Origin of the sequence: Nostoc sp. (assembly GCF_036917375.1) — a bacterium.
Classification (GTDB): domain Bacteria; phylum Cyanobacteriota; class Cyanobacteriia; order Cyanobacteriales; family Nostocaceae; genus Nostoc.
This window is the reverse complement of sequence record NZ_JBALDN010000043.1, coordinates 1-14,732: the sequence shown is the minus strand read 5'-3', so window position 1 is coordinate 14,732 and position 14,732 is coordinate 1. Positions and strand designations below refer to the sequence as shown.

Here is a 14,732-nt window from a genome sequence, read left to right as displayed (position 1 = left end):
TTATTCAATTCCACAAAATTTTTCGAGGTAAGGTAGGATGATAAAAATAGCCACACGTAAATATTTAGGCAAACAAAATGTTTATGACATTGGGGTGGAGCGCGACCATAATTTTACCATAAAAAATGGCTTAATAGCTGCTAATTGTTTCAATAAATCCCATTCGACAGCCTATGGTTATGTAACATATCAAACAGCATATTTAAAAGCTAATTACCCATTGGAATATATGGCGGCGCTGTTAACAGCTAACAGTGGTGATACCGATAAGGTACAGAGATACATTACTAACTGTACAAATATGGGGATATCCATAGATCCGCCAGATATAAATCGTTCTGGTGTTGATTTTACGCCAACGGCAGGCAAGATTCTGTTTGGATTTTCGGCAGTGCGTAACGTGGGACAAAATGCGATCGCTTGTATTTTAGAGGCGAGAAATGAGACAGGAGAGTTTAAATCACTCGCTGATTTTTGCGATCGCGTGGATTTGCGTGCTGTCAACCGCCGAACTCTGGAGTCGTTAATTTACTGTGGAGCCTTTGACAAACTTGAATCCAACCGCCAACAGTTAATTAACGACTCAGAATTAGTGTATGATTGGGCACAATCTCGTGCTAAAGATAGAGCCAGTGGTCAAGGTAATCTATTTGATTTATTGGGCGACGGCTTTTCTTCGACTCAGAAAAAAAGAGCAAATAATGCCTTTGAAACTGCTCCTAAATCTAAACCTGTGACAGATTTACCCCCACAGAAAAAGTTGCAGATGGAGAAAGAATTATTAGGCTTTTATGTATCAGATCATCCACTGAAATCCTTACGGCAAATAGCACCACTTTTGACTCCAATTAACCTTTCACAACTGGGAGAACAAAGGGAAGATACACGGCTTTGTGCAGTTGTGATGTTGAATAACGTCAAAAAAGTGGTGACAAAAAAAGGCGATCAGATGGCAATTTTGCAAATAGAAGACCTCACTACACAAGCAGAAGCTGTAGTTTTTCCAAAAACTTATGAACGCATTAGTTCCCTACTCCAAGTTGATACTAGATTGATTATTTGGGGAAAAGTAGACCGACGTGACGAGCAAACTCAATTTATTCTTGAAGATGCAGAACCAGTGGAAACAGTACAAATGGTAATGGTGGAATTAAATCCCCAGCAAGCAGGTAATATGGAAGATTTACATCGCTTGAAAACAATTTTACAAGACCATTCAGTAGACAAAGAAAAGGCAAAAATGCCAGTGATTGGAATTATTCAAACTGAAACTTCTCGTAAACTTGTTCGCTTAGGTTGGCAATTTTGCGTACAAGATTCTCGAATAACTGTTCAAGCTTTGCAAAACGCCAGTTTTCCTGCTCATATAAAATCGCTGACTGGTAGCTGAGTCCAGGTGTGAAAAATCCACCAATACTGAAAAGCAACTTAAAAATTCCTTTGATTGAACTGTCAACAGTAAATTGCCTTAAGTATCTAGGATTTTAATCGTTTTTTTAGTTACTTATGCGGATGATAATTTCCTTGAGATAATGGTATCTTTTGATGCTAAGACCCTTAAGGCTGCGACCGGGGGAAGGAGTTAGAACTTGATGATTGTCAACGAGCTACATAGATTTGTTTCATACTGTAAAAAAATTCAACCCCAAACTCACGAGGACATTCAAAAATTTTTTGAAGGAGTGATATTATTTCCTTATGATAAGGAACTTCTATTGCAAGCTTATTTATTTCTGAATATTAAAGAATTGTTTCCCTCGTGCGCTGAATTGCTGTTATTTGAAAAGTCTCCAATTTCAGATTATACAGATTTAGGAAAGTGTGATTTTGTCTTCCTAACCTTTAAAGGTAGTCTCTTTTTAATTGAAACTAAGTTTATTGATACAGAAGCAACTGGAGCAACAGAACGAAAAAGAAGAAATAAGCATAGAAACAAGGTATTTGAGCAAGTTATTACTTTAAAAGGTCGATTTAGCGAATATTGGAATATGAGGCTAGATCAATTAGAGTGCGGAGTTTTCACAACAGATGCAGAAGTTGCTTGGCGAGGAAATGGTGTGAATGTCACATCTAAATCAATATCTATAGATAAGCTCGAACAATGGCGAAGAAGTTATCACACTAGTGAAAAATTTTTATCTCATCAAGATGGGTCAAAGTTTGAGGAGAAGGTTAATTTGAAAGGCTGAACTAAGACCCAAATATAGTGATTACAGTGAATGGTGTATGGGGCATAAAAGTAATTAACAATGCCACATACACCAACCCAGATAAATTATCTGGGTTTTTCTTCCCATCAATCTTTACTGCCAAACATAGATAAGGACAAACAAAATAATCCAGATAACATCGACGAAGTGCCAAAACAATGAAGTTGCATTGACGCCGAAATGGCCTGTATCGTAGTTGCCAGGTAGAAAAGAACGTATCAAAATTATCAACTGCAACAGAATACCAGTGAAAACGTGCAAACCGTGGAAGCCTGTAAGTAGATAGAAGGTTCCACCAAATACCCCGGAGGTGAAACCAAAGGCGAGGCCGTTCCATTCAATCGCCTGTCCAACTAAAAAGTAAGTTCCCATTGCCATTGTTGCTAAGAGAAACAGGCGGAATTTTACTAAGTCATGGCGTTGAAGGGCGCGTTCTGCTAAGTAAATTACAAAACTACTAGCGACAAGAATTACTGTGTTGATTGCTGGTTCTTTTACTTCTAGTCCAGAAACACCTGCTGGTAGCCAGTTAGGTGTTGTTGTTTTGTAGATGGCATATCCGGCGAAAAAACTCAAGAAAATGACGCTTTCTGAGAGGAGGAAGACGATGAAGCCAAACATTTTGTTGCCTTCTTCGTCATGGCTGTGTTCTGCGCTTGTATGGGGCAATTCGTGGGAATTAATATAGCTGTCCATTTTGGTTTTTGAGGGGGGGAATTTGAAACGCATAGGCTTTGCCTTCCCGCAGGGTAGGTACGCGGAGGGAAGCGCAGAGGTACGCGGAGGGTTTTTGCGTCTTCCCGATTGTTTGCGTTTATTCTGGGAGGTTGGCTGTTAAGGGTTCTGATTTGCCGTAGCCGTAGGGTTCGGAGATGATGATGGGAGTTTCTTCAAAGTTTTCTACTGGGGGGGGTGAAGAAACTAACCACTCTAGTCCGATTGCTCGCCAAGGGTTAGCGGGTGCTTTCTCGCCTTGCATCCAAGAAATCACCATGTTGAATATAAAGGGCAAGGTGGACATTCCTAAGAGAAATCCACCGAGGCTGGCGATGATGTTCCAGAATTGATACTCTGGGGCGTAGGAAGCAACTCGGCGTAACATTCCTTGCAATCCTAAGGGGTGCATGGGCAAAAAGTTGAGGTTGGTGCCGATGAATGCTAACCAAAAGTGGATTTTACCCCAGCTTTCGGAGTACATCCGCCCAGTCATTTTGGGGAACCAGTGATAGATGGCTGCAAATAAGCCCATTGTCACGGTGCCGTAGAGGACGTAGTGGAAGTGTCCGACTACAAAGTAGGTATTGTTAACGTGGACATCCACAGGTACAGAGGAAAGCATAATGCCTGTGATTCCTGCGAACACAAACATAATTAATGCACCCAGGGCAAAAAGCATAGCGGTATTTAGCCGCAGTTTACCTCCCCAAATAGTTGCTACCCAAGCAAATACTTTAATTCCTGTGGGGACGGACACACACATCGTGGTCAGCATGAAAATCAACCGCATCCAGCCAGGAGTACCGCTGACGTACATGTGGTGTACCCAAACGATACCGCTAACTACGGCAATCAAGATAGATGAAACAGCAACTACTTTGTAACCAAATAAGGGTTTACGTGAATAAACTGGGAATATTTCTGAGAAAATTCCGAAGACAGGCAAAATAATCACGTAAACGGCGGGGTGGGAGTAGAACCAGAAGTAATGCTGGAACATCACTGGATTTCCACCCTTGGCGGGGTCGAAAAAGGCGGTGCCAGCAGTTAAGTCTAGTAGCAGCATCACCGCGCCAGCTGTCAGTGCTGGAAGTCCAAATAGTTGGATGATTTGGGCGCTAAATACCGCCCAGACAAACAACGGCATTTTGAAGAAGCCCATTCCTGGGGCCCGCATCTTCACGATTGTGGTGACAAAGTTGACTGCCCCCATAATTGAGGATACGCCGGATATTGCCACCGCTAAGAGCCAGAGAACTTGACCATTAATCAAGTTACCTGTGGGATTCTGGAGACTGACTGGTGGGTAAGACCACCAGCCGGCTTGGGCTGGGCCTCCAGGGACGAAGAAGCTACCCATCATCAAAATCCCAACTACTGGCACCATCCAAAAAGCGACGGCGTTGAGGCGGGGAAATGCCATATCTCGCGCCCCAATCATCAGGGGTACTAGATAGTTGGCAAAACCAACCAGTGAGGGAAATGTCCACAAAAACAGCATCACAGTGCCGTGCATGGTGAACATACCGTTATAGACGGTGCGATCGACTAAATCTGATTCGGGTGTCATCAGTTCTCCCCGCATCACCATCGCAAAGATGCCGCCGACGAGGAAGAAGAAGAATGAGGTAACGAGATACTGGATACCAATTACCTTGTGGTCGGTACTAAAGCTGAAGTATTCTTTCCAGTTGCTTGAAGATTCGTGGTTAGGCTTCTCATCAGGGATAAGGATGCCTTCAATAGGAACATTAGTCATGGTTACTTTCTTTTCAACCAGGTGAATTGACTAGAGGAGGTGCAGCAGGTGGAACTGTAACCCAACCAGTTTGGACTGATTGATTGGATGTTTGAGCATACTCAGAAGCTGCCTGATTTTTTGCTACGGATGGCTTTTGGGTTGCAGCTTGTGCTAGCCACTGTTGATAATCTTCAGGAGATTCGACGATGACATTCGCTTGCATCGTCGCAAAGTATGTGCCGCTATATTGAGAATCGGTTAATCGGTATTGTCCGGGGCGGATGGGAGTAAATTCAAAGTCGATCGCATGGTTGGGAATAATATCCTGCTTGAGGCGGAACGCAGGAATATAGAAGCCGTGGAGAACGTCTTGTGATTTCAGTGCTAAACGTATCCGGCGATCGCTTGGTAAATGCAATTCGGTACTGGTAATATCTCTCTCTGGATAATGAAAAACCCACGCCCACTGTTTAGCTAGTACGTCGATTTTTTCAACTGGTTCTGCTAAGGCTTTAGCTGGTGCTGCATAAGCTGATTCCATTGCCAGCGGATTATGCAGATGAACTAGTTCTGATGGGCCTTGAATTCCCATTTGTTCGTAAACTTGGTAGCTGTAGCTTGCAATCCAAAAGACTAACAGAATTGGGATTGCTGTCCAGACAACTTCTAGGGTGATATTACCTTCAATTGGGGGGCCATCAGTGAAGTCATCTTTGACTGCGCGATGGAAGATCACAGAATACATCAGAGTACTTGTTACTCCCAAGAAGATGAAGGCACCAAGGGTTACTAAGAAGCTAATCAAATCATCAATTAGTAGGGATTCGGCTGCTGCTTGAGGAGGAAGCCAGGAGTAAGCCTGCTTGCCGATCCAGAGACTCGTAACAGTCACTGCGATCGCGCCTGTAAGCAGCGTCAAAATATTTAAAATCTTCTGGATTTTCATGGTCATCAGTCATTGGTCATTGGTTATTGGGCATTGGGCATGGGGCATTGGGCACTTGTACTGAGCGAAGCCGTTGGCGCAGCCTCTCGTAGAGAAGTATTAGGCATTAGTCAAAGGACAAATGACTTACTTGAGTGTTGTGTTGAGGTCTTGGCCTAATCGCAGCAAATTGTCTGCGGTATTGTGTACGCCAAACTCGGCGGCTAGTTGCGCTCCTAGTGTGCCGTGGATGTACAGAATGAACATGATTGCAATGCCTGCGAACAGATAGATCCATTGCACTTCTCTATCTGTCTGTTTATATTCTTGTTTGCCCCAAACGAAGCGCTGCCATGCTCTCCAGATGGTCATGCCAACAATCAGCGCTAATAAGAACACACCACCCACACCATGCCAAAGCATAGTTTCCATTGCCTGCAATCCCCAGGCACTCTTTATATCAGCTGGTGGTGCTGCCAATAGCATTTCGTAAAAGCCTGCTCCCACTGTGAAAAATGTGATGATGCTGGCAGCTAACATGTTGTACCAGCCAACAGCAAATAAGTTGTCACGTTCGACAGTAATTGCCAAAAATTTGAAGACCCATTTTTCAAAGGGGAACAGAACACCAACGATATCGAAGGTCATCGCAATGATGAACAAACCTATTGTCAGATGGACTAAGTTGGGATGAATCGGAATTGTGTAAGGTAATCCGTTTGCACCTAGAGAGCCGTTCAATTGGTCAATTAATTCTGAGTTCATCGCAACACACCATCCTTTACTGCTTCCACAACTGGTACGGTATGCAATCCATATACCCAAACAAGCTCATCGCCGAGATATACTTGTAAGCCAACTATTAAGGTTAAAACTAGTCCGGCTCCCAAATAATAAATCGGTACTTTTTTCGGATTGCGGGCACGAATTACATAGCGCCAAGCTGTAATCGCTGTGATAATTCCTGAAAGCGACCAACCAATTAACGTATGCAAATTCAGCACCGATTTCGCTAGGCTGTAAGGCTGTGCTAATCCCGCTTCAAATTGGCCAAAAATAATCGCAACGAAGATGGCGATCGTGGCAACTAACATATTCCACCAACTCACCTCAAAAAGACCGGATTTACCAGTAAAATAGCCGATTACATCGCAGAAGAAGGAAAACAACACCATCGCAATTACGAAGTGGACAACGATGGGATGAATCGTATCTGGATAGGGCAAATTGTGGTCGTTCAAGGATGTCAAATACTCAATCATCGTCTTCTCCTGGACATATCTACCGCACTTTGGTCAATAAATTTTGGATTTTGGATTGGCGATCGCGCAGTCTTAGCGAGCGTCTTTTAGATTTATTCCGTCCCAGACGAGATATAAACTAGAAGACTCTAATCAAAAATCTAAAATCGCTAGTCAAGCTTCAATAATTTATGGATACTCACTAACATCACCACAAGTATCTATCCATAATTGATCGGATTCTGTTCAATATCTGCGCGGTTCAATACGCTTAATCATGTCTTAGCTTTTTGTAGTCAAATTTGGTTAACTTGCCTACATGGAATAATTTTTGTTTTGATTCATTTCCTTATGCCAATAGTCTGCAACAGCAATTCTTGATGTAGCTAAATCAAATCGCTGTCGTTTGTTGATTTGCTTAACCTATCCTTTAGCTTAAGTAAATTTTTATGAATTGTCAAAACAATAAATATTAAACTTTTAAAAGTTAGTTGTTTAACAAACAAATATTTTCATAATGTATTTATCTTTGCATTTTTTTTAAATATAAAAAGTCGAAACATTATATTTGTCTGTAAGGTATTTCACAATAATAAAATATTTGTTTGTGATCTAAATAACAAAAATATTTGAATCACTCAAAAAGCCTCTTAAAAAGACAAAAGTAAGGAATCAAGGTTAAGTCAGAACTCAGAAGTACATTTTATTGCAACAGGTTCGCTTTTTTGCTCTGATATTATTTTCATAATTCTTTCATTTTTATCTGACTTCTGCTAAAGTGAGACAAAAGTGAGAAGATTATGAAATTGCTATAATGAGATTTAATATCAATAACCAGATGCAACTACCGCAGCACAGACAAAAATTGGCTGTAGCGTCTGGGCTGCTATTGTGGCTATGTTTGAGTGGGTGTAGCCCGTCAATCTCCAATTCTCAACCACAGTTAAGTCCAAACCCAGGCACAACTAACACCAACCTAGATAAAAAAGGTAAAAAAGTAGTTCTTACCACCTTTACAGTCATTGCAGATATGGCGCAAAACGTGGCGGGAGACAAGGCGATTGTTGAATCTCTCACCAAACCAGGGGCGGAAATTCATGGTTACGAACCAACTCCTAGTGATTTGGTGAGGGCGCAAAAAGCAGACCTAATTTTGAATAATGGTCTGAATTTAGAGCGTTGGGCACAGAAATTGTATAACAGCGTCCCTAATGTCCCTCACGTTACCCTAAGTGAGGGAATTAAGCCTGTTGAAATTGCGGAGGATGCCTATAAAGGCAAACCTAATCCCCATGCTTGGATGTCACCAGAAAACGCCTTGATTTACGTAGAGAATATTCGTAAAGCATTGGTTAATTTGGACTCAGCGAATGCAGAGACTTATAACACCAATGCCAAAGCATACAGCCAAAAGATTAAGGATGTTGATGAGAAACTGCGAAAAGCCGTGTCGGTAGTTCCAGAAGACAAACGCTACATGGTAAGCTGTGAAGGCGCTTTCTCATACGTCACCCGCGATTATGGATTGAAAGAAGCTTATCTCTGGGCAGTCAACTCTGAACAGCAAGCTACTCCCAAACAGCTAGAAAAAGTCATTGATATAGTTAAAAAAAATAAAATACCTGTAGTTTTCTGTGAAAGTACAGTAAATGATGGAGCGCAACGTCAGGTAGCTAGAGAATCAGGAGCAAGGTTTGGTGGAGTATTTTATGTTGATTCCCTGTCTCCAGCGAACGGGCCAGCACCGACTTATCTCAAGTTGCTAGAAGGTAATATTAATACTCTAACTCAGGGATTAGAGGAAAAGTGAGCAAGTATGCAAGAATAAATCTAACTATTGAAAATAAGCTTGTAGTAACGAATTTAGTCCTATTTTGTTCTCTGGAAAACGTTACGTCTTTGGAAAGAGGGCTGAAGCTGCTCACTACAAACTATTAATTAATTTTAGAGGTGATTTTTTGTGAAATCTATTAGTATTGATGTCGAAAATTTGACGGTTGCTTACCACGGCAAAGTTGCTTTACATGGTGCTTATTTGCAAATTCAAGCAGGCTCAATCAGTGGTTTAGTGGGGATGAATGGTAGCGGTAAATCAACCCTATTTAAGGCAATTATGGGTTTTTTAAAGCCAGTTACAGGACGGGTTTTGATTAATGGTTTACCGATAAAGACTGTACAGAAAAAAAGCTTGGTCGCTTATGTACCACAGTCAGAAGAAGTGGACTGGAATTTTCCAGTAAGTGTCCATGATGTGGTGATGATGGGACGCTACGGATACATGAATATCTTACGAATTCCATCGGCGAACGATCAAAGAGTGGTGAGGGAGAGTTTGGAAAGGGTGCAAATGTGGTCAATGCGCGATCGCCAAATTGGAGAACTCTCTGGGGGACAGAAAAAACGTGCCTTTCTTGCCCGTGCTTTAGCACAACAGGGAACAGTCTTACTATTAGATGAACCTTTCACCGGGGTAGATATCAAAACAGAAAAAGCGATGATTGACTTATTACTAGAATTGCGAGAGGAAGGTCATACAATTTTGATTTCTACCCATGACTTAGCTTCTATTACTACTTTCTGTGACCAAGTAGTACTAATTAACCGTACTATTTTAGCTTATGGTGATACATCGGAAGTCTTCACAGAAGAGAATCTCTCAAGGACTTTTGGCGGTTCTCTTGGAGATTTATCTCTCAACAAAAGTCAGATAATCCGTGGAAATCAAAATGAATCTGATTGATAATTTTTAATGGATATTGCTTGGATTAAAGTTATAAAAAGATGAATACTTTCGCATTATTAGACTGGTTTACTACACCCCTACAGCATGAATTCATGGTGAAGGCAATTTGTGTAAGTGCCTTAGTTGGGGTAGTCTGTTCTGTTTTATCTTGTTTTATGACCCTCAAAGGTTGGGCATTAATGGGAGATGCTGTTTCCCATGCGGTAATGCCTGGGGTTGTAATTGCTTATGTTTTAAATATCCCTTTTGCTGTGGGTGCTTTTGTCTTTGGAGTAGGTTCAGTTATTGCGATCGGTTATATCAAAGCGAAAACGAGAATTAAAGAAGATACTGTCATCGGACTTGTATTTACAGGGTTTTTCGCTTTGGGTTTGGTACTAGTTTCCAAAACTCCCAGCAGCGTTGACTTGACGCACATTTTGTTTGGGAATGTCTTGGGCATTTCTAATGAAGACATTATCCAAACAGTGATTATTAGCGTAATTACTTTAGTAACAATAGCTATTTTACGCAAAGACCTACTATTATTTTGTTTTGACCCCACTCATGCACGTTCCATCGGCTTGAATACAGGGGTACTACACTATATTTTACTATCATTACTCTCGTTAACTGCTGTCGCCGGACTCCAAACAGTGGGAATTATTCTGGTTGTAGCTATGTTAGTTACTCCGGGAGCAACGGCTTATTTATTAACAGACCGTTTTGACCACATGATACTAATTGCAATGGCATCGGGCGTATTTTCTAGTGTTATGGGAACTTACATCAGCTATCATATCGATGGTGCAACAGGGGGTTGCATAGTTGTGTTGCAAACCTTGTTGTTTATCGTAGCAATGATTTTTGCACCTAAGCATGGGTTACTGGTAAGAGCAAAGAAGCAGGAAAACACTGACTGATTTAGTATGAAATACTCTTTGCTATTTACGTAACCCCCCATTCCATAGGTATGAGGGCGAAATAAGTGTCGTTTAAAATTGTGGTAATTGGTACTTCTTTAGGCGGATTATCAGCACTGAAAATCGTCCTGGGCAATTTACCAGCAGACTTCCCTGTACCGATCGCGATCGTGCAACACCGTCATAAAGAATCTAGTAACACACTCCAGGATTTATTACAAGAATCCACTTTGTTGAAAATTCGCGAAGTAGAAGACAAGGACGAAATACTACCAGGACATATCTACATAGCCCCAGCAGATTATCATTTACTGGTTGAACCAGGTCACTTTGCTCTTTCGACTGATGAGCCTGTTTCTTATGCTAGACCATCTATTGATGTGCTGTTTGAGTCGGCAGCCGATGTCTACACAGAGCAAGTTATTGGTGTAATATTGACAGGAGCCAACCAAGATGGTATGCAAGGCCTTAAGAAAATAAAAGCGCGGGGAGGAATTACTATTGTACAAGAACCTGCCACAGCTGAGAGCGACATTATGCCAGAGGCAGCAATTTCTGCTATTACAGTAGACTGGATTTTGACACTCTCAAACATTGCTTCCCAGATGGTCAAGCTTTGTCAATTATCACAGAAATAAACCGATGCAGATGGAACGCAAAGTCAACATCCTCCTAGTAGATGATAAACTAGAAAATTTGCTGGCACTAGAGGCAATCCTAGAAAAATTAGGGGAGAATCTCGTGAGAGCTACTTCCGGGGAAGAAGCTTTGAGGTGTCTGCTGCATCAAGACTTTGCAGTGATTTTGCTAGATGTGCAAATGCCAGGGATGGATGGCTTTGAAACTGCTACCTTAATTCGCAATCGGGGGCGATCGCGTCACACTCCAATTATCTTTCTCACCGCCTTTAGCACCAGCGACCAAATGCTGTTTAAAGGTTATGCCTTGGGTGCTGTTGATTATCTGCTCAAGCCACTAGACCCTAATATCTTGACTTCTAAAGTCACAGTATTTGTAGAACTATTTAAGAAAACAGAAGCCATCAAGCAACAAACAGCGCAATTAGTAGCTGTGAATACTGAACTTAGGCAAAGTGAAGAACGATTCCGATCGCTAAGTACCTGCTCACCCGTTGGCATTTTTGAAACTGATACTGAAGGCAACTGTAAATATACTAATCCCCGCTATCAGGTAATTTGTGGCTTGAAAGCGGCAGAGAGTTTAGAGAAAAGATGGCTAGAATCTGTTCATCCAGAAGATAGAGAACGAGCGATCGCTAGTTGGTCTACTTACATTTGTGAAGGTCGGGAATACTCAGAAGAATTTCGCTTTCAAGCCGCTCACGGTAACATTCGTTGGGTTCAAGTTCGCTCATCACCGATGCTTTCCAGTCAAGGGGACTTGTTGGGTTATGTAGGCACTCTCGAAGATATTACGGAACGCAAGCAAGCAGAAGAAGTCCGCGCTCAAGTAATTCGCGAACAAACGGCAAGACAGGAAGCAGAAGCCGCAAATCGGATGAAAGATGAGTTTCTAGCTGTTCTCTCCCACGAACTCCGCACGCCTCTAACCTCAATGCTCGGCTGGTCAAAAATCCTCCGCACCAAGAAACTTGACGAAAAAGCCACTTCCCGCGCTTTGGAGGCGATCGAACGCAACGCCATATCTCAGATGCAACTAATTGAGGATATCTTGGACGTATCTCGGATTATCCGTGGTCAGTTGCGGTTAAACGTATCAGCAGTGAATCTAATCTCAGTAATGGAGGCGGCATTAGAGGCAGTTCGTCCCCTAGCAGAACCAAAAGATATTCAATTAAGTACTGTGCTGGATACTTCGATAGGGTCAGTCTATGGCGATCCAGCCCGTTTACAACAAATTGTCTGGAACTTACTAACTAATGCAATAAAGTTTACCCCTAAAGGCGGTAGGGTAGAGGTTAGGCTATCAAAGCATATTGGATTTTCGATTTCAGACTTCAGTGTGAGCGCTCAGTCGAACGGTTTTGGATTGGGAACTGATGGTAAAAATTTAGCCTCTTCAAACACTGATGAAAGCAGTAATCTACAATCCCAAATTCAAAATTTAAAATCTCAGTACGCCCAAATTGAAGTTATCGATACGGGCGTTGGTATCAGTTCCGAGTTTTTACCCAAAGTATTTGAGCGTTTTCGGCAAGCAGATAGTACCACAACGCGATCGCACAACGGACTAGGACTAGGATTAGCGATCGTTCGTCATTTAGTCGAACTGCACAAGGGTACAATCTTTGCCCAAAGTTCAGGCACTGGACAAGGAGCAACCTTTACTGTGAGACTACCACTGCTACAAGACAATAGGGGGAATAGAGAAGCAACAGGAAAAAATTCCTCTTCCATACCATCTACGCCCCTTGCTGGATTAAGAGTGTTAGTTGTAGATGATGAAGCAGATACCCGTAACTTTCTCAGTTTTATGTTTGAGGAGTATGGGGCTTTTGCCACTGCCGTAGCTTCAGTTGATGAAGCGCTAGCAATACTTGAACAAGCAAAACCAGATATCCTAATTAGCGACATCGGCATGTCAGGGCAAGATGGTTATACACTGGTTCGGAAACTCCGCTCTTTAGAACCAGAAAAAGGCGGACGCATCCCCGCGATCGCTTTAACAGCATACACGCGAGAGGAAGACCGCTTGGAAGCACTTTCAGCAGGGTTTCAGCAGCATTTATCTAAGCCAATTGACCCCAATAAATTGATTGCTGCGGTTGCCAATGTATTAGAACTGCCTTTGGAAGTTCCAGTAAGTTGATTTGGAATTGGGCAGGGTGCGGGGGAGCAGGGGAGCAGGGGAAAGTTGCAGTAAGTTTTTCTCTTGTGCCCCTCTGCCCCCCGCACCCTGCCCCTCTGCCTCTTTCCCATGTCCAATGCCCAATCAAGACGAACTTAAAGCATGTTTTTTGAGTTCGTCTAGAGAAACTACTTCCAAAGCTCTAGCATGGGTTGCTGAAAGTATTACGGGTGGAGCAACACCAGCTTCGAGAGCTTCTTGCCAGCGAGAAGCACACAAACACCAGCGATCGCCAGGCTTCAATCCAGGAAAATTAAAATCAGGAACAGGTGTGCTGAGGTCGTTCCCTTGTGATTTGGTAAACTCCAGGAATTCTGATGTGACTTGGGCACATACGACATGAGATCCGAAATCTTGACCACCTGTACGACAAAAACCGTCGCGGTAAAACCCAGTCACGGGAGAAGTACAGCAAACCTCTAGGTTTCCATCGATTACATTTTTAGCGTCTGTCATCGTTAATTCGTTGTACTTGATTTTTCCACTTGATATAAGCTTATATTTATTGTCAATTTCCTGGTTGAATTAAAATCGCGATCGCTAATTAATTCCCAAATGCAGGGAATTCTAAAATCACTTATCTCAAAATCGTTAAAAATAAATTTCTCAGCAGAATATTTAAGAGCGATCGCTCTCAGTTAAAATAAAAACCCCCGGCAAACTACCAGGGGTAATGCAAGTCAGTACTTTCGCATGGAATGTATCCTACTTAAATACCATAGCAACCCTCTAATTTACAGATATGCCATTTTGCCAAACAAAAAAAGCCCTCAGTGGTAAGCTGAGGGTTAATTTTTTAGAATAGCGGTAATATACAAAGCTATTATTCCCAGATAAGTAAGTAAATAATACTTGTAGCCCTTTTTAATTGGTGTAATACAGGAGCCAGTCTCAATACGGTTCAGTTAAGCGCTACTTGTACAAGATCGTGGGTTTTTGAGACGCAATAAATCGCCGTCTCTACAAGTGTTTTGGTCTTATCTGAACTGTATTAGGGCCAGTTTTTGCAATCAGAACTTCTTACTTTTTTACAAAAGGCTGCGCGAATAGAGGGTTACTCCCGTTGGCAATCGTAGACATAAATTAGACAGCGATTTTAAAGAGCCATATCATATATATAACCAGATATGTGATGTCATACAAAAGAAAGGTTCGACCTATTCCTGCCTCGTTTTTGCTTTTAAATAAGCAAAACTAATAACTTGCATCAGCTTTCCTGAAGTAATAAAACTTGATTAAAAATTGTAAAGCAGTGTAAAGTAGTTTCACAGGCAAAGAGAAAACCGCCTGATTCATAAATAACTAACCGCACTTATAAAACCATGACAACAACCTTACAACAGCGCTCAAGCGCCAATGTATGGGATCGATTCTGCGAATGGATCACCAGCACCAACAATCGGATCTACATCGGCTGGTTCGGC

The 14,732-nt window shown here is 42.0% G+C and carries 13 protein-coding genes; 7 read left to right on the top strand and 6 right to left on the bottom strand.

The window, feature by feature from the left end; all coding sequences use genetic code 11:
* Nucleotides 1-37 precede the first annotated feature (37 nt).
* Nucleotides 38-1,390, top strand: a complete 1,353-nt coding sequence (locus tag V7K45_RS11425; protein ID WP_335003396.1) for a helix-hairpin-helix domain-containing protein — start codon at nucleotides 38-40, stop codon at nucleotides 1,388-1,390.
* A 202-nt stretch (nucleotides 1,391-1,592) separates the two neighbouring features.
* Nucleotides 1,593-2,189: a hypothetical protein gene (locus V7K45_RS11420; RefSeq protein WP_335003394.1), complete on the top strand. Its 597-nt coding sequence runs from the start codon at nucleotides 1,593-1,595 to the stop codon at nucleotides 2,187-2,189.
* A 114-nt stretch (nucleotides 2,190-2,303) separates the two neighbouring features.
* On the opposite strand, the gene V7K45_RS11415 is transcribed toward V7K45_RS11420, so the two are convergent.
* The 5 genes from V7K45_RS11415 to V7K45_RS11395 form a co-directional block, all read right to left on the bottom strand.
* Nucleotides 2,304-2,906: a cytochrome c oxidase subunit 3 gene (locus V7K45_RS11415; RefSeq protein WP_335003392.1), complete on the bottom strand. Its 603-nt coding sequence runs from the start codon at nucleotides 2,904-2,906 to the stop codon at nucleotides 2,304-2,306.
* Nucleotides 2,907-3,024: 118 nt separating this feature from the next.
* A complete protein-coding gene (gene ctaD / locus V7K45_RS11410) occupies nucleotides 3,025-4,686 on the bottom strand; it encodes a cytochrome c oxidase subunit I (RefSeq protein WP_335003390.1) in 1,662 nt (553 codons plus the stop codon).
* A 13-nt stretch (nucleotides 4,687-4,699) separates the two neighbouring features.
* On the bottom strand, nucleotides 4,700-5,614 hold the full coding sequence (locus tag V7K45_RS11405; RefSeq protein ID WP_335003440.1) for a cytochrome c oxidase subunit II: 915 nt from the start codon (nucleotides 5,612-5,614) through the stop codon (nucleotides 4,700-4,702).
* A gap of 126 nt (nucleotides 5,615-5,740) precedes the next feature.
* A complete protein-coding gene (locus tag V7K45_RS11400; RefSeq protein ID WP_335003388.1) occupies nucleotides 5,741-6,358 on the bottom strand; it encodes a DUF2231 domain-containing protein in 618 nt (205 codons plus the stop codon).
* A complete protein-coding gene (locus tag V7K45_RS11395; RefSeq protein WP_334930971.1) occupies nucleotides 6,355-6,855 on the bottom strand; it encodes a DUF2231 domain-containing protein in 501 nt (166 codons plus the stop codon). Before V7K45_RS11395 ends, V7K45_RS11400 begins: the two co-directional genes overlap by 4 nt.
* A gap of 793 nt (nucleotides 6,856-7,648) precedes the next feature.
* Between V7K45_RS11395 and V7K45_RS11390 the strand changes: the two genes are divergently transcribed.
* From V7K45_RS11390 to V7K45_RS11370, 5 genes are all read left to right on the top strand, one after another.
* Entirely contained in the window at nucleotides 7,649-8,644 is a 996-nt protein-coding gene (locus V7K45_RS11390; protein WP_335003386.1) for a metal ABC transporter substrate-binding protein, read from the top strand.
* A 150-nt stretch (nucleotides 8,645-8,794) separates the two neighbouring features.
* Nucleotides 8,795-9,574: a metal ABC transporter ATP-binding protein gene (locus tag V7K45_RS11385; RefSeq protein ID WP_335003384.1), complete on the top strand. Its 780-nt coding sequence runs from the start codon at nucleotides 8,795-8,797 to the stop codon at nucleotides 9,572-9,574.
* A 41-nt stretch (nucleotides 9,575-9,615) separates the two neighbouring features.
* Nucleotides 9,616-10,479, top strand: coding sequence for a metal ABC transporter permease (locus V7K45_RS11380; RefSeq protein ID WP_335003382.1), 864 nt, complete (start codon nucleotides 9,616-9,618; stop codon nucleotides 10,477-10,479).
* Between the two features lie 65 nt (nucleotides 10,480-10,544).
* On the top strand, nucleotides 10,545-11,117 hold the full coding sequence (locus V7K45_RS11375; protein ID WP_289796630.1) for a chemotaxis protein CheB: 573 nt from the start codon (nucleotides 10,545-10,547) through the stop codon (nucleotides 11,115-11,117).
* A 4-nt stretch (nucleotides 11,118-11,121) separates the two neighbouring features.
* A complete protein-coding gene (locus V7K45_RS11370; protein WP_335003379.1) occupies nucleotides 11,122-13,269 on the top strand; it encodes a hybrid sensor histidine kinase/response regulator in 2,148 nt (715 codons plus the stop codon).
* 123 nt (nucleotides 13,270-13,392) lie between these two features.
* Here the strand turns inward: V7K45_RS11370 and V7K45_RS11365 are convergent, their stop codons facing one another.
* The gene (locus V7K45_RS11365) at nucleotides 13,393-13,764 is read right to left on the bottom strand and encodes a DUF2237 family protein (protein WP_322666773.1); all 372 of its coding nucleotides are present in this window, start codon (nucleotides 13,762-13,764) and stop codon (nucleotides 13,393-13,395) included.
* Nucleotides 13,765-14,732 lie beyond the last annotated feature (968 nt).